Source organism: Chryseotalea sp. WA131a, assembly GCA_025370075.1.
Classification (GTDB): Bacteria; Bacteroidota; Bacteroidia; order Cytophagales; family Cyclobacteriaceae; genus ELB16-189.
This window is the reverse complement of the sequence record CP073016.1, coordinates 1,779,873-1,796,707: the sequence shown is the minus strand read 5'-3', so window position 1 is coordinate 1,796,707 and position 16,835 is coordinate 1,779,873. Positions and strand designations below refer to the sequence as shown.

Here is a 16,835-nt window from a genome sequence, read left to right as displayed (position 1 = left end):
ATCGGTAAAAAAAAATTAACCAAAAAAGTTATGTACAAAGAAGTTCTTCGGTCCATCGACAACATCGAAATATGGCCCATCATTTCGTTTGTGATTTTCTTTTCCTTTTTCATCGGCTTACTGTGGTGGACTTTTTCGGCCGATAAAAAATTCATTGACGAAATGAAACGTAAACCCCTGCAAGATGAATCACTTTCTTCTAACTCATTAAATCCTCAACCATGAAATACTTTTTCATTATACCTTTGATGTTGTTGGGTTCAATCACCCGTTTGTTTGCTCAGTCCGTAGCGGAAGCTAGCACCAGCATTTGGGACGACCCCCTGCTCACCTTTTATGTAGTGGTGGGTTTCATTTTCATGTTGGCGATACTCGTGCTATTGGTAGCCGTATACATGCTACGCGTGTTGAATTACATGAACCAGCAAGCGGCTCAAGAGCGAGCGGAGCGGCTCGGCATTCCGTATGTCCCAGAACCTACCTTCTGGGAAAAACTATGGCAACAGTCAAACGACTTTGTGCCGGTAGAGAAAGAAGCTTCGATTACGCTTGATCACAATTACGATGGCATCAAAGAATTGGACAATCATTTACCGCCATGGTGGACAGGTCTTTTTTTGGGCACTATTGCATTCGCAATTGTATACTTATTGTTTTATCACGTTTTTAATACACTGCCTTCGCAGCAAGCAGAATACGATACTGAAGTGGCCATTGCCCAAGAGCAATTGAAAAAATTACAGGCGGCCAACCCAGTGGCTGCCATCGATGAAACCAATTTAGAGGCCACCACCGATGCGCTGGCATTGGCCGAGGGCAAACAGATTTTTTTAAACACGTGTGCTTCCTGCCATCGCAAAGATGGTGGTGGGGATATTGGTCCTAATTTGACCGATGACTATTGGAAGCACGGTGGCACTATTAAGGATATTTTCAAAACCGTTCGCCACGGTGTGCAAGGCACCAATATGATTGCATGGGAAGGTGTGATTAGTCCTGAAAAAATGAAAAATGTTTCTAGCTATGTGCTCACGTTGCGCGGCACAAACCCAGCCAATCCTAAAAAGCCTGAAGGTGATCTAGTAAAACCTGAAACAAAACCCGAAGTAAAAGCAGATACGGTAAAGACACAGGCAAGTTTGTGATTTGTGATGATAAATAGGAGGGAAGATTATGGCCGATAGCAATTTTTATTTATATGACGAAGAGTTTCGCGATAGCCTCGCAACCGTAGATGCACATGGTAAGCGCGTATGGGTGTACGCAAAAAAACCTCGAGGTTCGTTTCATACACAGCGCGTAATCGTAAGTTTTTTGTTGTTGGCCATTTTTTTTGCGGGGCCTTTCATCACATGGCATGGAAAGCCATTAATGCTTTTCAATATTTTCGAACGCAAGTTCATTTTGTTTGGACAAATATTTTGGCCACAAGATTTTTTCCTATTGGCCATCACGCTCATTACCTTTTTTGTATTTGTGATTTTGTTTACGGTGGTGTTTGGCCGTATTTGGTGCGGCTGGGCTTGCCCCCAAACGTTGTTTATGGAAATGGTATTTAGGAAAATAGAGTATTGGATTGAAGGGGATGCCAACCAGCAAAGAAGACTCAACAACTTACCGTGGACTCTCGGTAAGATTTTCAAAAAGGCAGTCAAACAATTTATTTTTCTGCTGATTTCGGTGCTGATCGCTCACGTGGCCATGTCGTACCTAATCGGAATTGAGGAGGTGAAGAAAATTGTGTTACAACCACCTGCGGATCACTTAGCTGGTTTTATTGGATTGGTTGTTTTTACATTTATATTTTATGGAGTGTTTGCCTGGTTTCGTGAGCAAGCATGCACGGTGGTGTGCCCCTATGGTCGATTGCAAAGTGTGCTGCTAGTCAAAAATTCTATTGTGGTTGCTTACGATTGGCTGCGCGGTGAGCCGCGCGGCAAGCTGAAAAAAGACCAGCGAAAAATCACCGAAAAGCAAGGAGATTGCATCGATTGCAAATTATGTGTTCATGTTTGTCCAACGGGCATTGACATTCGCAATGGCACCCAACTAGAATGTGTGAATTGTACCGCTTGCATTGATGCATGCGATGAGGTAATGGTTAAAATAGAAAAACCAAAAGGACTGATTCGCTATTCTTCCTTCAATGCTATTCAGCAAGGCAAACAAAAATTGATAACACCACGCGTCATTGGTTATTCGGTGGTGCTTACGGCATTGATTATTGTGTTGGGGTACTTCATTTTCACGCGAGCTGATATTGAGACTACAATTTTGAAAGTGCCGGGTACACTGTACACCAAAACGGATGATGGGTTGATTACCAATTTATATTCCATCGAATTTGTTAACAAAACATTAGAAGATGTACCCCTTACCCTGAAAGTAGAATTACCCGCCAATGCAGTGCTTACCAAAATTGGAGACCCTAACATAGAAGTGCCAAAAGAAAGTTTGTTGAAAGGTATGATTATGGTGAAACTGCCGGAGCAATCCCTCAGCGGTCTAAAAACAACGGTCGTAATAGGAATCTATCAAAACGGAAAAAAAATTCAATCAGCGAAAGCAAAATTTATAGGCCCTATATCTACCAAAACAACTAACTTATGAAATATATCGTTTTTTCTTTTGTGGCCTTCGCACTATTTATCGGAACGTTGGTCACCATTTGTGTGAATCAAAACATATCGCTGGTGTCTGCCACGTATTATGAAGACGATTTGCAGTACGAAAAAAAACAAACCCGCAGACAAAATGCCGATCAACTAGAGGTATTGCCTGCGGTATCGTTGGCGGATCATCAATTGAACATTATGTATGAACAAATGCCGAGTGTTGAAAGCGGTTTGATCAAACTCACCCGCCCATCGGATAGCGATTTGGATCAAGCTTTTGTATTTGATAAACAATTGGGCACCCATCATTCGTTTAACTTGGCACACACGAAGAAAGGTTTATACCGGATCAGCATTTCGTGGAAGATGAGCGACAAGGAATACTTGGTTGAAAAAACAATTGTATTGTAATGGTTTGGACAGCACTCGTGTTGGGGGTAGTGGGCAGCCTGCATTGTGCAGGTATGTGCAGTCCACTATTGGCTGCTGTGTCTGGGCAGAATCCTTTCGCCATTACAAAAGTAATTTACAATAGTGCCCGTATTCTTGCCTATGGAAGTATGGGTATGGTGGCCGCCACTGTGGGTAGTGTGGCGGGGCTTTCAGATTATCAATTTTATCTATCGGTTGGGTTGGGTGCGCTGTTATTGTTCGCAGGCATAGGGCAGTGGCATCTTTCAGTACCATTTTTACAAAGACCGTTTCAATTCTTTTCGAATAGGCTAAAATCTGTTTTTAACAAATTTTTGAAACAAGGAGGAGCGGGGGCTATTTTTGTTTTGGGATTAGCCAATGGCTTCTTGCCCTGCGGGCTTACCTACTTGGCACTTACTTATTGCTTTATTTTGCCAAATTTTTACGATGGTTTTTTCTTTATGGTCATGTTTGGGCTGGGCACCTGGCCAGTAATGTTTGGCTTTAGTTACACCATTCAATTGATGGTGAAGAAGATAAACCTTAAGGTAAGCAATGTTACTGCTTTGGCATTCGTCTTTTCTGGCATGTTGTTGATGGGGCACGCTTTTCTTACCCACCATCACCAAAGTAGCCTCACTACTCAAAAAGTAGAGGCGATCGATTGCAAATAGCTTTTTTAAATCCAATTGAATCTGTACTTTTACTTATCACAAAATCGAAATTAGAAATAAATAAACACCATATGAAGAAAATACTTGTTCCTACCGATTTTTCTAAAACCTCGCTTACAGCGTTAGATGTAGCTTTTGACATTGCAAAAAAATCTGGCGCGAGCATTTTCCTGCTCAATGTTGTGGAAGAAGCAGGAAAAGATTCTACCCGCATCACAGGAGAATGGCAGAAAGCAGACTGGGAAGAAAAACTATTCATTTATAAGTTGTTGGAAAGAGCCGAAAACCAGTTAACTAAGGTAGTTCAAGACGCCAAGTATGATGCAGTGAAGATGATTGGCGAGCTGCGTTTGGGAAATCCTTTCCACGGTATGAACTCCATTATTGCTGAACAGAAGGTAGACTTAGTGGTGATGGGCACACGCGGGGTAACCAATTTAGAGACGATGTTGATTGGCACTAATACGGAGCGAGTAGTTCGTAACTCAAGTTGCCCAATTTTAACGGTGCACAAAAAACCTGCTTCTACTGATTTTAAAAATATCGTGTACGCCACTGCCATGTCAAAAGACGAGGAGATATTTTCGCGTATTGTAAAGAAAACTCAACGATACTATGACTCTACTATCCATTTAGTGCGTGTAAATACACCCGGAGATTTTCAGCGCGATAAAATAGTGAAAGACTATATGTTCAAATTCGCCAAATCGTTGCAGTTGAAGAATTATACCATTAATGTGTACAACGACCTTACAGAGGAAGAAGGCATTCAATATTTCGCTGACTCCATTGATGCTGATATGATTGCCATGGCCACCCATGGCCGAACAGGCTTTGCGCACGTACTTGCTGGCAGCATTGCAGAAAGTGTGGTAAAAATGGCCAGCCGGCCTGTGCTTACGTATGTGGTGAAGAAATAGAACGTTGACGCTTGAAATTTACAATCGCCTTTTGAGAAGAGGGCGATTTTTTTTTGATTATGTGTTAAATCAGCGTTACCAATACGGTTTTCTGTCAATCCATTTTTTCTAGCCAAATCATTTGCTTCCCCTTTAAAATTCACATCTTTGAGTATCTAATGTTTCAATCTCTTATGAAAAAAATTGCCCTTTTGTTTTTAGCTCTATGCTTTATAAACGTATCTTCTCTCGCTTGGGGCGTTACCGGCCACCGGGCTTCCGGTTTGATTGCCGAGCGCTACCTAACCGCTAAAGCTAAAAAGAAAATCAAAAAATTGTTGGGTCAGCAATCGCTTGCAATGGTGAGTACGTGGATGGATGAAATTCGCTCGGACTCTACCTACAACTACACGGCCGATTGGCATTGGGTAACGGTTGAAACAGGCAAGACCTATGAAGAGTCGCCCAAAAATCCGAATGGCGATGTGATCATGACTATCGAGCGATTGGTGGCGGAACTAAAGTCTGATAAACTAGATGAGAAGAGACAAGCTGAATATTTAAAGATGTTGGTGCATTTGGTTGGCGATATCCACCAGCCATTACACGTAGGCTGTTGTGACGACCGGGGTGGCAACAGCGTAAAAGTAAAATGGGCAAGAAACGAAACCAATCTGCACAGTGTGTGGGACAGCAGCATAATTGATGAAACTAAATTGAGTTACACGGAGTTGGCGGATGCATTGGGTCAGCCTGATAAGGCGACAGTGGCCCAATGGCAAAAAGCAACCGTACGCGATTGGGCGCGCGAGTCAATGAGCTATCGAAAGCAAGTGTATGCCATTGGTGATGGCAATTTAGGTTATAAGTATTCTTTCAAAAATTTAGATACCGTGGAGAATCGATTGTTGCAAGCGGGCATACGATTGGCAGGGGTGTTAAATGAGGTTTTTAAGTAATCTTTTTTACAATGAGTTTTCAAACAATTTCTTTAACTTTAAATTTATTGAATTAAAGATATGAGCGTAAGTGCTTTAAAGGATGAAATTTATCAATATTTAATTGAGGCGGACGATCGTTTTGTAAAGATTGTCTATGGGATGGTTCAAGCGGATAAAAATGACGCAGTTTCAAAGAAACTGTTCTCGAAATATAGTTCACAAGATTTGATTGACAGAACCCTTGCTTCCGAAGAAGATATCAAATATGGACGGACGACAAAAATCGAAGATTTTAAAAAGGAAATTGACACGTGGAAGACCAAAAGACGTATCAAGTAGAGCTTACTTCCAAAGCTAAAATCTATTTTCTTGAGGTTCTTGAGTATTTCTACCAATATGGTTCTTTGGTAAGTGCAGAACGTAAAGCAGATGCTCTTTACTCGTTAGCCTTGACTTTAATTAAACTTCCTGACAGAGGAAGTATTGAGCCAACTCTTCAAGGCCTAAAACGAGAATACAGATTCATACTTTTCAAGAGTACGTCAAAAGCAGTAATAAAAATTATTTATTTCATGGACAAGAAAGATAGTGTTGTTTACATAACTGATTTTTTTCCCACTTCTATGGATGTAAAAGCTTTGGGCGCTCGAAATGTACGATAGGTAAGAAAAGATAAAAAAAATCAAAATGACAATCGACAAAATTTTAGGCATTCGCTACCCCATCATTGTAGCGCCCATGTTTTTGATCAGCAACACCAAAATGATAAGGGCTGCACTGGCCAATGGTGTGTCGGCTGCGTTTCCTGCGCTTAATTATCGTACCGATGCAGAGCTTCGGGCTGCGATGGAGGATATTAGGAAGTTTTCAGACAAACCTTATGGTGTTAATTTAATTGTTAACAAATCGAACCCGAAATACAAAGGACAGCTGTCCGTTCTCTTGGAAATGAAGCCTGCCTATATCATCACTTCGTTGGGCAGTCCGCAAGAGGTGATTGAAAAATGCAAGCCACTCGGCATTAAGGTTTTTTGTGATGTGGTGGATTTGGCCTATGCTAAAAAAGTCGAGTCGCTTGGTGCAGATGCGGTCATTGCAGTAAACTCCCGCGCAGGTGGTCATGCTGGAAATATTTCTCCGCAAGATTTAATCAAGCAATTGAAAGAAAATTGTGGCTTGCCTATTATTTCTGCAGGTGGTGTGGCGCATGGCAAAGATGTGAAGCAAGCATTGGATTGGGGCGCGGCAGGTGTTTCGGTAGGTACGATTTTTATTGCGTGCGATGAGGCACCGATTTCGCAAGAATACAAACAAGCGATGGTCGACTATGGAGAGAAAGATATTGTTCGCACAACCAAGCTTTCGGGTTCAGCACTCACCGTTATCAATACTCCCTATGTTCAACAACTGGGCACAAAGGCCAATTGGCTGGAGTGGATATTGAACAACAACAAGACATTGAAGAAGTATGCAAAAATGATTATTGCCTTTAAGGGTATGAAGGCGGTGGAGAAAGCGGCCTTTGGCGCCACGTACAAAACCGTCTGGTGTGCTGGCCCTGCCATTGAACATGTACTTAGCATTCGCCCCATGGCGGAGATAGTGCAGACGCTGACGAAGGAGTTTGAAGAGGCGATGGGTGTTGTTGGTAGGTAGTAAGTGGTGGTTGGTGTTGGTTAATTGGTTATCGTTAACCAGTATCAAGCATCCAGTATCTAGCTTATGAGTTTAAAAAATATAAAAGTTGTTGCCTTTGATGCAGATGACACACTCTGGCACAATGAATCTTATTTTCAAGAAGTAGAACATAAATTTTGCGCTTTGCTTGAAGAATACCTTCCGCAGCACACGGTAGAGCGCGAGTTGTTGAAGACGGAGATTGATAACATTTCCTTGTATGGCTATGGCATCAAGGCCTTTATGCTCTCCATGATTGAAACGGCTATTCGCATTTCGGATAGTACCATTCGCGTAACGGTGATTGAAAGAATTATTGAATTGGGAAAAGAAATGCTTGACAAGCCAATTGAAAAGTTGGAAGGCGTTGATGAAGTATTGCTTTCATTAAAAGGAAAATACAGATTGGTGGTAGCCACCAAGGGCGACCTGCTCGACCAAGAACGTAAACTGAAAAAATCCGGACTGGAGCATTATTTTCATCACACCGAAATTATGTCAGAGAAGGCAGAAGCAGATTATGTAAAATTGATTAAGCATCTGGATATTCAGCCTTCGGAGTTTTTAATGGTTGGCAATTCGCTGAAGTCAGATGTGCTGCCCGTCATTTCCATTGGTGGTCATGGCTTTCATGTTCCCTATCACATCACATGGGGGCACGAAAAGATTGAAAAGACAATTGAGCATCGTAATTTTAAGGAGTTTAAGAAGTTGACAGAGATTTTGGAATATTTATAGTTGCCACGAAGTCACTAAGATTTGTCTTTACTTTTTCTAAATTTTATATATTTTTTACCACGGTCTTTAAAATTATGAAGATTTACTTTCCTTTGTGTCTTTGTGCCTTCGCGGCAAATTGTTTGAATAATGAAAGAAGAGCAACCTAACAACCCGCTACACGGAAAAACCCTTGAGATGATTTTACGTCATTTGGTGGAAATGTATGGCTGGGAAGATTTGGGCGAACTAATCCGCATCAATTGCTTTCGCTATGACCCCAGTATCAAATCGAGTTTGGCATTCTTACGGAAAACAGAGTGGGCCAGAAAAAAAGTTGAAGAATTGTATCTTAACTCGTTGCGATAGAACTAATTCAATCTACAATAAAACTAACCTTTTTGTTTCGGTAGTCAACGATTTCAGCGCGCATGGCTTTGAATGTTTCATAAGGTGCTAACGGTGCGGCCATGTTCACCACCCACGCTGGCACTTCACCACCAAAGTCAATTTTGATTTCATACACTACCCACAACTTATTCTTGCCAACGGATTTAATGTGCCAAATCGCTTCTGAGAAAGGCACGCGAACCACTTTTTTCTTGGTGGGAATATAGTCAGGTTTGCTAATAGCTTTCACTACCAACTCTTTTGTGCTCGCAATTTGTTCGATGGATAAGTCGATTACAAAATCACGATTGTTGGTTACCGATGGTGTTTGCACTTCGGTGTGATAGATCAGTTCTTTTTCGTTAATTTGTTTCAATAGTTTTGCACTTACGGTTTTGTATTGCCAGCGATGCAATCGGTCAATATCCAGTATCATAGCTACTGCTTGCGAATAAGTAGCGGTTAAAGGAAACTCTACTTTTATGGCTTTGTATTTTGATTCCTTAACTGGGCAAGTATAAACTTTGATACTGTCCTTGTCGGTTTGCAATTTGCAATTTCCCTGCGCGGTACTATCCCAATAAATAATGAGAGAAAAGAATATAAAATATTTCATCTTCCGTTAAACGTTATTTCTTGGCACTTAGTTCAACAGTATAACCGACATTGAATTCTTTGAAATCACTAGAAAGAAAATAAGAATGCATCAAGATATTACTACCGACTCTCTCCATTAGCAAATAATGGAACATGGGCTTATAGTTTTTTGCCATGTCATCCATGCTAGGAGTAGAGGGTCGCGTAGGCTGGTGAATGCCGCCACCGCCACCGATTACCATAAAATCTTTTCCCTGCTTTTTGAAGTGTTCAAAGTTATGCGAATGGCCAGTGAGGAAGAGAGTACTTTTTTTTGATTCCAAATAAGGAGGAACGAAATTATCATGAACTTCTTTTGATGACCTGACAATCTTGCTATTGGTATAAGGTGAGTGGTGGCAGCTAACGATCACCATTAGTATAGAATCATCGTGGTCGAGGGCAGTAAGTGTTTTTTCAAGCCATTGGTTTTGAGCGGCCACTTCAGTAGAGGTTAACTTTTTGAAATTCGAGTTCAACAATACAATAGCAATGGAATCTGTAACCGATACATAGCCTAAACGTTGGTGGTTCGGAAACCGCTTTTGAAATGTCTGTTCACCTTTTTTTGGTTTCGTCATCACATCATGATTTCCCAAAAGAGCATTTACCTCAATGCCCTTGACTCTGCACTGCTCCAGATATTGATCTAACTTTTTCCATTTTTTTTCCTTGTAGCCCAACGAAACCACATCACCCAAAATATAAATAGCGGTTGGCTTCTTTTCGATCATTGATTGAAAGATTAGCGAAGTCGCTTTTTCGTTTTGGTTCGATTTTAAAAATACATCTTCGATCCACATGGGCTTTTGCGTGTCGCTCACAAACGCAATGGTTTTATTTTGAGCGCTACTAAGAAACGAGATACAACTTGCCAAAAAGATCAAAAGTACTGCGCTGGTTTTTTGCATCTTATATTTAAATTGTTACTTTTAGCCAGTAAAGTTACCTATGCCCGTTTCTTATTTACGAACTTTAATTTTTCTTTTTTTCCTTGGCCATTTATGTTTTGCGCAAAAACCTCGAACATTTGATATTGTTCAGTCTAGTATTTTATATCCGCATACTTTAAAGCCGGGTTATTTTAAAAGCGAGGTTGCACTTTCGCAGGTAAAATTACCTTTTGATTGGCTAGAAACGTCAGCACAAGCCCCTTTGTTTCATTATCATGCAGTTATTGGTTTGCCAAAAAGCTTTTCAATCGATAGCCGGTTTTCAACATTGTTTGTAGCGAACCAACTAACACTTGGTCCGCGCTGGGGAAAGCAGTTTGACCGAATATCTTTCAATACTGGTTTTGATGTTGCCTACGCTTTTGGTTTTCTGAATATTTTGGGTTTTGATAGTAGTGTGAGCACCTGGATTAACTATCCCAATTTATCGCTGGGATATAAGACGAAGGACATCGTATTTACATTGAAAGCGGAGCTTTCGGTAGTGACTTCTAACTCTTCTCGCCAAGGTGAAAATGAAATTGTGAGCGACAAAAACTTTTTTAATGGATATACTCTTGGAATTTATCTAGAGCAACGCCTGTGGAAGAATCATGTATTTATTCTAGGTTTTAAGAACACGTATGCCAAATATCACTTTATGGGTTGGCCCGCTTTTTCCACGTTCAACCGCTTTTACAATATTCCGGAAGTTTATTTAGGCTTGGTGTTATGAAGCATTATCTGAAGACATTCAACAGGAGTGGCTCATGGGTAATATTGTGGTACCCGGTATTGTTTTCTCTATTTACTTGCAATGTAGAGAATACGGCCATTTTTCCGAGAGGTAAGCCTCTGCCTAGCGGAACTTCCTTGGTGCCTTTAATCGCTAAAATACCAATGGAGGGAATTTATGAAGTAGTGCAAGGTAAAGAACGGTTTGGTGAAACCGTTGTGTTGCGATGGCGTCTGCGAAAACTGACCATCTTCGCAAAAGATAATTACCTAATTCTGCAAACCGGTGTCAAAGATTCTACTATATACATGCAGGGCTTTTGGCGAGTGCCCACGAGTGATGGAAATGGGATGGCCAACCTGGTAATCGAGAAAAATCAGGGAGCACGTGCACTGCTCAATGGATTTCGCTCACCCACTTATTCTATCAATGGAAGTTTTGGATCTGGAAATTTAGAACCAGATCAACCCTTGCAGCTTAAATTTCTTAGACCGTTTTCACCCACCGTTACCAACAAAGATTTTTACATCGTTGGGCATCGGGCCGGTGGACGCACATCTGATCGATTACCCGTTTCGGAAAATAGCATTGAGATGATTTCATTTACTGAAAACTATGGATCTACCGGAATCGAAGTGGATATTCGCCTCACAAAAGATAAAGTGCCAGTTCTTTATCATGATGAAGACATTAACATTCGGTTGACTGTAAAAGGGCCTATCAACGGACCGATTGGTAATTTTACGTATGACCAGCTTTCAACTTTTGTGTGGTTAATTCGTGGCGAGAAGATTCCAAAGTTAGAGGACGCATTAAATTATGTTGTTGATAGTACACGTTTGGAATTTGTATGGTTAGATATAAAAGAGGGAAGAGGCGCTTTGGATCTTGTGATTCCTATTCAAGATCAAGTACTAAAGCGAGCGCAGCAAAAGGGCCGAAAGTTAGAGGTGCTACTGGGGGTGCCTAACGATGTAGTGCTAAACGATTTGAAAGCCACTCCTAATTATAAATCGATTCCTTCGCTTTGCGAAATTAGTCCTGAAGAAGCGCGTAATTTAGGTTCGAAGGCGTGGGCACCGCGATGGACTTTGGGGACTCAAAATGATTTGGTGGCGCAAGTACAAGCCGAAGGTCGACAGGTTTTTTGCTGGACAATTGATACGCCTGGTTTTATTGATCAGTTTATCAGGCAGGGCAGATTCGATGGCCTGCTCACCAATTATCCTTCGATTGTCGCTTATTATTACTATACACAGCCATGATAAGAAAGGCCATTTTTATATTCTTTGTTACAGCCTTTTATACTAGCGTGGCGCAACCTTTAACAAAAAAGAACTATCGTTTTTCTGTTACGGGCGGAGTGGGTTGGTCACATTATTTTAATTCGCTAAAAATTGGAACCAACCTTACAAATGAAGATCACATTGGCTTTTCATGTAAGGTGTTGTGGGAGCCGGAGCACCGTTTGGCGCTCGGCCTTGAATCCGGTTACTATACTTTCTATGCTGTAGAACGAACATCGCCAACCAATCCGCAAGTGATTGGAAGAGCAACCCTTTCGGTTTTGCCGATTATGCTGCACATTCGCTGCCGTGTTGTGAAAGATTTTTATCTATCAACAGGCGCAGGGGTGGCAATGTTACTTTCGCGAATTGAGGGTGTAGGGGGTGGGATTGATAGCCAGCAAACATCTTTTTCAAACTTTCAATTATCTGCCTTGTACCTCAAGCCTATTCACTCCCGGCTGCGGTTGGGTGGTGAGATAAAATATCTTAGTGTCGATAAAACGGACGATGAAATTATTTCATTGATGGCGGTTGCCTCTTTCCGTTTCTAAGATTTGCTTGCTCCATATTTCTTCCACCACCATTGAAAGACCACCAACGCCCAGATGCGTGCGTGTACATCACCGGGGTTGCTAGAAAAGAGCTGGGATTTTAGTTTTTGAATTTCGGGATAGTGGAAGATGCCTTGTTCGGTGATAGTCTTTTCAGAAAGTAAATCATCCTCAATCAATGACCTCAGCTCTTGCCGCAACCATTTAAGCATCGGCACTTCAAAACCCTTCTTCGGCCGATTGTAAAGTTCTGCGGGCAACATTTCACGATAAGCATCCTGCACCACTCGTTTGCGCATCGATGAATTGATTTTGTAATCATCGGGTAACGAAAAAACAAAGTTGACCAATTCAAAATCCAAAAAGGGTGTGCGTACTTCCAATCCATGTGCCATACTCATCCAATCAACTTTGGTGAGCATATCGTTGGGCAACACTAACTGCATGTCAGTCAACAGTATATCGTTGATGTTTTCCTTATCGGGAATGGTTTTCAATAATTCATTTTTGAAAGAAGAGAATTCCTGATGGTTGAGCGATGCTTTACTTTTTTCAGAGAGCATGCGGAAGGCATCTGCACCGTTGGCATACCCCGCCCATTGCCAGTAACGTTCTTTCGAATTGAGCTTCATGCCTTCGGCAAACCGCTTGAGTTGCCTTGCTTTGTTGCCTAAGAAATTGTTTCGCGATTGGGGCAATGCATTCCACAATGGAAGCAATGCAGCAGTAAGTTTCTCGGTTAGACCTGCATGGATAACACGATAGAAGGCCGCGTGTTTGTTATAACCCGCCAGCAGTTCATCGGCTCCATCACCGGAAAGGGCAACTTTAGCATGCTTCCGCGTTTGTTGGCTAAGGATGTACATGTTGATGGCCGATGAGTCGGCAAATGGTTCATCAATGTAATCTAGAATGGAATGTACATGCTCAAACAAATCGCGATTGCTGAGCGAAAACACCGTATGCTCTGTATTAAACTTCTTTGCAACGAGATTGGCGTAATTTGTCTCATCAAAAAACTTTTCGTCTTTAAAGCCAATCGAAAATGTGTGAAGATTTGGTTGGTGCTTGGCCGCCAAACCCGTTACCACCGATGAATCAATTCCTCCACTCAAAAATGCACCCAGCGGAACATCCGAAATCAATCTTCGCTGTACGGAAGATTCAAGCAAGTACTTTATTTTTTCCTTTGCTTCATCATAAGAGACTTTATTGCTTTGAACCGTGGTGGAATCGTAGGAAATTTGGTAGTAACTGCCGACTGCCAACTGTCGACTGCCGACTTTTAAGAAATGTCCTGGCAACAACTTCTTCACATTTTTAAAAATCGTCCGAGGTGCAGGAATGTAGTTCAGTTGAAGGTAGGTGTGCAAGGAAGTGAAGTCGAGTTCTTTTTCAATTCCGTAAGCTAACACCGATTTCATTTCAGAAGCAAACAGAAATTTATCTTCGTCTATCAAGTAGAGGAGGGGCTTTACTCCGTAGCGATCACGCGCCAAAAAGAAAGATTGCTCCTGCTTATCGTAAATACAAAAAGCAAAAAAACCATTGAGTCTGTTAAGGCATTTTTCTTTTTCTTGGATATAGAGTTTCAGCAATACTTCTGTATCTGAGTTTGAAAAAAAAGTGATTCCTTTATATTCTAACTCTTTCTTTAACTCCTGGAAATTAAAAATCTCCCCATTGAAAATAATCGTGTAGCGTTTCGATTCATCCCACATCGGTTGATGAGCGATGTCCCTCGTATCGATAATAGAAAGTCTGCGGTGACCTAGGCCAACAAATTCATCATGGTAAATAGATTGGTTATCGGGGCCGCGTTTTTCTAACGCTTTTGTGGCGGCAGTGATGTTGATGAGGTTAAACTTGCCAACAAGGTTGAACGCAAAAATTCCAGTTATGCCGCACATGCTATTGAGCGTAGTGGCTACATCCTTCACGCCACATTCCACACGCCTTAAATGTTGCAAAGACTGCTTGTAGCTTGCGCCTTGTAGCTTGCGGCCGACTAACAAACTCCACCATTATTGACGAATCTCAAGAATATTCACATTCCTCACCCACACTTCACTCCCGTGGTCTTGTATAGCAATATGGCCTTTTGTTGCCGCACCATATCCTGAGGCTTCGTTCCATTTGCTTTTTGCTTTGCGTTCTTTCCAATCGGCTGAGCCAAGTTCATACGCTACTACTTTTTTTCCATTGAGCCAGTGCTCTACATGATTGCCATTCACAATGATCTTAGACTCATTCCACTCACCAATGGGCTTTGGTTTCGCACTTTCGGCCACATGCACACCATAGTTAGCACCCGTTTTTTGCCATTCTTCAATTTTTCCGGGGTAGCCAATATCGTCCAGCATTTGATATTCGGGTCCGCTTAGATATGGTTCATCAAATTCTTCCGTTACGCGAAACATCATTCCGCTATTTCCTTGGGCGGGCAATTTCCATTCCCAACTCAACTCAAAATTTTCGTATTGCTTGTCAGTAATCAGGTCGGCACGTTTGTCATTGCCATCAAAGGGTTTGCAATGCAAAACACCGTCTACTACTTCCCAACTGTTGTTTTCTCGGCCTTTATAAAATCGCCAGCCGCTAAAATCTTTCCCGTTGAAGAGAGGTGTACCTTGGTTGGTTTCTTTTGATTGACAGCCACTGATTAGAATGGCCAGTAATGTGATTTTGAGTAGATGCTTCATTCAGTAAATTTGATAAAATCTTTTGCTTCCGCAAAGCACAATTTTATTCCAACTCGTTCGCAATCTCTGGCTCATCAAAGTTATCGCGCAAATGAAAGGCCGTGTTGGCATACGCTTCAATTGTAAGTAAGCAGCTATTCAACTCTTTCAAAACAAACTGGTCCCAAAAGCGGATGACCGTCCAGCCCAAATCTTCTAATTGTTGATTGACTTCTTCATCGCGCTGCATATTGCGCTCAATTTTTGGGATCCAAAACCTTTGGTTTGACTTTATCTTTTCTTTCTTCTCTACCCAATTTCGCCCGTGCCAAAATTCGCCATCTACAAAAATAGCAATGCGTTGTTTCGTTAATAAGATATCAGGCTTGCCAGGTACTAGGTTAGAATTAATTCGGTAACGGAATCCTTTTGCCCACAAGGCTTTTCTAAGAAGCAATTCAGGTTTTGTGTTGCGGGCTTTGATTTTCTTCATCACGCCCGAGCGCACCTTCGAAGTATAAAACCCTGCCGATTCTTCAAACCTGGGTACTTTAATCGGCTTGAGGCGGTAGGGTTTCATCTTTCAACTGGGGCTTTGCATACAAAGCTACCAGTTGGCGGGTTTTTTAAAAAGACACACCAAAGCTAAAGGCGTTCAATTTCGGTCCTTTATTTTCAGCAAACAGTTCGTTCATATCATAGTTGAAGAAGAAATCCGTTCCCTTAAATCCAATCTGCATACGCGCACCATACCGCAAATTGTTGATGTAATAAGAGTCATGCCGATGTTCTTTTTTGGTATCGCTATTATTCTCATATTTTTGTTTGGTATAGCTGTCAATTCGATAACCGACATAAGGCCCTACTCCAAAACGAAAACCAGAGCTTGAACGCCCGTTAAAAAAACCGGGTTTGCGTCCACTTCCACCAAAGTCTATGACTGGTACCAGCGAGGCTTGAACATAAGCCACGGTTAATTTGCTTTTGTCATACGAAAAATCGCGTGGGTCTAGATTGAAATTCACCCCATTGTCATCTTTCGTCATTTGCACACGATCATTTTGGAATTTGAAATTGTACCAACTAAATCCACCGCCCCACTCCAAGAAAAATTTATTGCCCAGCCGTGTGCGCTGAATAGAATTAAGTGCAACGTACCAACTTCCCCAAGGTCTTACGCTGTATAAACTATTGCTCTGGTCTGGGAATTTTCCATTTTCCAAATAGTTATTGGTTCCCAAATCCATGGAAAAGGTACTGTACGTTTTTCTGCGATTCCATTTTCGCTTATACGTATAGGTTTTGGTTTCTTCTTGTTCCGAAGATGAATTATCGGTAATCATGTCAGTAGGGGCTACTTCTTTTACGGAATCTTTGAGATAGGCCGTAGGCGGTTTTGCCAATTGGGTAGAGTCACGCTTGTCCAATTTTTGAATCATGTCATCCATCAATGATTGAAAGTTGTAATGTTTCAAGGTCTCCAAATCTTTTTTGTCGTGGATGGCAAAAATCACTTTGCTGGCATCGCCTACTTTAATGACTACCGTGTCTGCCTTTTTTTGAGCTAGTGAAAATTGAAATGTTCCGATGGTTATAATGAATGCGAATATTTTTTTCATAAAGTATATCTTTTAAAATCTTAAATCTTAAATCTTAAATCTTAAATCTTAAATCTTAAATCTT

The 16,835-nt window shown here is 41.4% G+C and carries 21 protein-coding genes; 15 read left to right on the top strand and 6 right to left on the bottom strand.

Annotated features, from left to right (window positions below; genetic code table 11):
• Nucleotides 1-30 precede the first annotated feature (30 nt).
• The 12 genes from KA713_08085 (at nucleotide 31) to KA713_08030 (ending at nucleotide 8,306) form a co-directional block, all read left to right on the top strand.
• Entirely contained in the window at nucleotides 31-225 is a 195-nt protein-coding gene (locus KA713_08085) for a cbb3-type cytochrome c oxidase subunit 3 (GenBank protein ID UXE68520.1), read from the top strand.
• Nucleotides 222-1,145 carry a c-type cytochrome gene (locus KA713_08080; protein ID UXE68519.1) on the top strand — a complete coding sequence of 308 codons (924 nt, stop codon included), beginning with the start codon at nucleotides 222-224 and terminating at the stop codon, nucleotides 1,143-1,145. Before KA713_08085 ends, KA713_08080 begins: the two co-directional genes overlap by 4 nt.
• Nucleotides 1,146-1,173: 28 nt before the next feature.
• On the top strand, nucleotides 1,174-2,610 hold the full coding sequence (ccoG, locus tag KA713_08075; protein ID UXE68518.1) for a cytochrome c oxidase accessory protein CcoG: 1,437 nt from the start codon (nucleotides 1,174-1,176) through the stop codon (nucleotides 2,608-2,610).
• On the top strand, nucleotides 2,607-3,026 hold the full coding sequence (locus KA713_08070) for a FixH family protein (protein UXE68517.1): 420 nt from the start codon (nucleotides 2,607-2,609) through the stop codon (nucleotides 3,024-3,026). Before ccoG ends, KA713_08070 begins: the two co-directional genes overlap by 4 nt.
• Nucleotides 3,026-3,703, top strand: a complete 678-nt coding sequence (locus KA713_08065) for a sulfite exporter TauE/SafE family protein (protein UXE68516.1) — start codon at nucleotides 3,026-3,028, stop codon at nucleotides 3,701-3,703. Before KA713_08070 ends, KA713_08065 begins: the two co-directional genes overlap by 1 nt.
• Nucleotides 3,704-3,774: 71 nt before the next feature.
• Nucleotides 3,775-4,623 carry a universal stress protein gene (locus KA713_08060; protein UXE68515.1) on the top strand — a complete coding sequence of 283 codons (849 nt, stop codon included), beginning with the start codon at nucleotides 3,775-3,777 and terminating at the stop codon, nucleotides 4,621-4,623.
• A 173-nt stretch (nucleotides 4,624-4,796) separates the two neighbouring features.
• Nucleotides 4,797-5,561, top strand: a complete 765-nt coding sequence (locus KA713_08055) for a S1/P1 nuclease (protein UXE68514.1) — start codon at nucleotides 4,797-4,799, stop codon at nucleotides 5,559-5,561.
• A 60-nt stretch (nucleotides 5,562-5,621) separates the two neighbouring features.
• Nucleotides 5,622-5,882: a hypothetical protein gene (locus KA713_08050; protein ID UXE68513.1), complete on the top strand. Its 261-nt coding sequence runs from the start codon at nucleotides 5,622-5,624 to the stop codon at nucleotides 5,880-5,882.
• The gene (locus KA713_08045; GenBank protein ID UXE68512.1) at nucleotides 5,855-6,205 is read left to right on the top strand and encodes a hypothetical protein; all 351 of its coding nucleotides are present in this window, start codon (nucleotides 5,855-5,857) and stop codon (nucleotides 6,203-6,205) included. The genes KA713_08050 and KA713_08045 overlap by 28 nt, the downstream gene beginning before the upstream one ends.
• Nucleotides 6,206-6,215: 10 nt before the next feature.
• Nucleotides 6,216-7,199, top strand: coding sequence for a nitronate monooxygenase (locus tag KA713_08040; protein ID UXE69075.1), 984 nt, complete (start codon nucleotides 6,216-6,218; stop codon nucleotides 7,197-7,199).
• Between the two features lie 66 nt (nucleotides 7,200-7,265).
• Nucleotides 7,266-7,958: an HAD family hydrolase gene (locus KA713_08035; GenBank protein UXE68511.1), complete on the top strand. Its 693-nt coding sequence runs from the start codon at nucleotides 7,266-7,268 to the stop codon at nucleotides 7,956-7,958.
• Between the two features lie 129 nt (nucleotides 7,959-8,087).
• Nucleotides 8,088-8,306: a DUF2132 domain-containing protein gene (locus tag KA713_08030; protein ID UXE68510.1), complete on the top strand. Its 219-nt coding sequence runs from the start codon at nucleotides 8,088-8,090 to the stop codon at nucleotides 8,304-8,306.
• Between the two features lie 7 nt (nucleotides 8,307-8,313).
• On the opposite strand, the gene KA713_08025 is transcribed toward KA713_08030, so the two are convergent.
• A complete protein-coding gene (locus KA713_08025) occupies nucleotides 8,314-8,943 on the bottom strand; it encodes a lipid-binding protein (protein UXE68509.1) in 630 nt (209 codons plus the stop codon).
• A 13-nt stretch (nucleotides 8,944-8,956) separates the two neighbouring features.
• On the bottom strand, nucleotides 8,957-9,874 hold the full coding sequence (locus KA713_08020; protein ID UXE68508.1) for a metallophosphoesterase: 918 nt from the start codon (nucleotides 9,872-9,874) through the stop codon (nucleotides 8,957-8,959).
• A gap of 271 nt (nucleotides 9,875-10,145) precedes the next feature.
• On the opposite strand from KA713_08020, the gene KA713_08015 reads away from it, so the two are divergent.
• Genes KA713_08015 through KA713_08005 form a run of 3 tightly spaced genes read left to right on the top strand, consistent with a single transcriptional unit; the run spans nucleotide 10,146 to nucleotide 12,471 of the window.
• Entirely contained in the window at nucleotides 10,146-10,631 is a 486-nt protein-coding gene (locus KA713_08015) for a hypothetical protein (protein ID UXE68507.1), read from the top strand.
• Nucleotides 10,628-11,896 (top strand): glycerophosphodiester phosphodiesterase, encoded by a 1,269-nt coding sequence (locus tag KA713_08010; GenBank protein UXE68506.1) that lies wholly within the window; start codon nucleotides 10,628-10,630, stop codon nucleotides 11,894-11,896. The genes KA713_08015 and KA713_08010 overlap by 4 nt, the downstream gene beginning before the upstream one ends.
• Nucleotides 11,893-12,471 carry a hypothetical protein gene (locus KA713_08005; GenBank protein UXE68505.1) on the top strand — a complete coding sequence of 193 codons (579 nt, stop codon included), beginning with the start codon at nucleotides 11,893-11,895 and terminating at the stop codon, nucleotides 12,469-12,471. The genes KA713_08010 and KA713_08005 overlap by 4 nt, the downstream gene beginning before the upstream one ends.
• Here the strand turns inward: KA713_08005 and asnB are convergent.
• The 4 genes from asnB to KA713_07985 all read right to left on the bottom strand — a co-directional run bounded on the left by asnB (nucleotide 12,468) and on the right by KA713_07985 (nucleotide 16,771).
• A complete protein-coding gene (gene asnB / locus KA713_08000; GenBank protein UXE69074.1) occupies nucleotides 12,468-14,381 on the bottom strand; it encodes an asparagine synthase (glutamine-hydrolyzing) in 1,914 nt (637 codons plus the stop codon). The two genes, KA713_08005 and asnB, sit on opposite strands and share 4 nt — an antisense overlap.
• A 114-nt stretch (nucleotides 14,382-14,495) precedes the next feature.
• Nucleotides 14,496-15,173: a DUF1080 domain-containing protein gene (locus KA713_07995; protein ID UXE68504.1), complete on the bottom strand. Its 678-nt coding sequence runs from the start codon at nucleotides 15,171-15,173 to the stop codon at nucleotides 14,496-14,498.
• Nucleotides 15,174-15,216: 43 nt separating this feature from the next.
• On the bottom strand, nucleotides 15,217-15,732 hold the full coding sequence (locus KA713_07990) for a very short patch repair endonuclease (protein ID UXE68503.1): 516 nt from the start codon (nucleotides 15,730-15,732) through the stop codon (nucleotides 15,217-15,219).
• Nucleotides 15,733-15,778: 46 nt separating this feature from the next.
• A complete protein-coding gene (locus tag KA713_07985; GenBank protein UXE68502.1) occupies nucleotides 15,779-16,771 on the bottom strand; it encodes a hypothetical protein in 993 nt (330 codons plus the stop codon).
• Nucleotides 16,772-16,835: the final 64 nt, after the last annotated feature.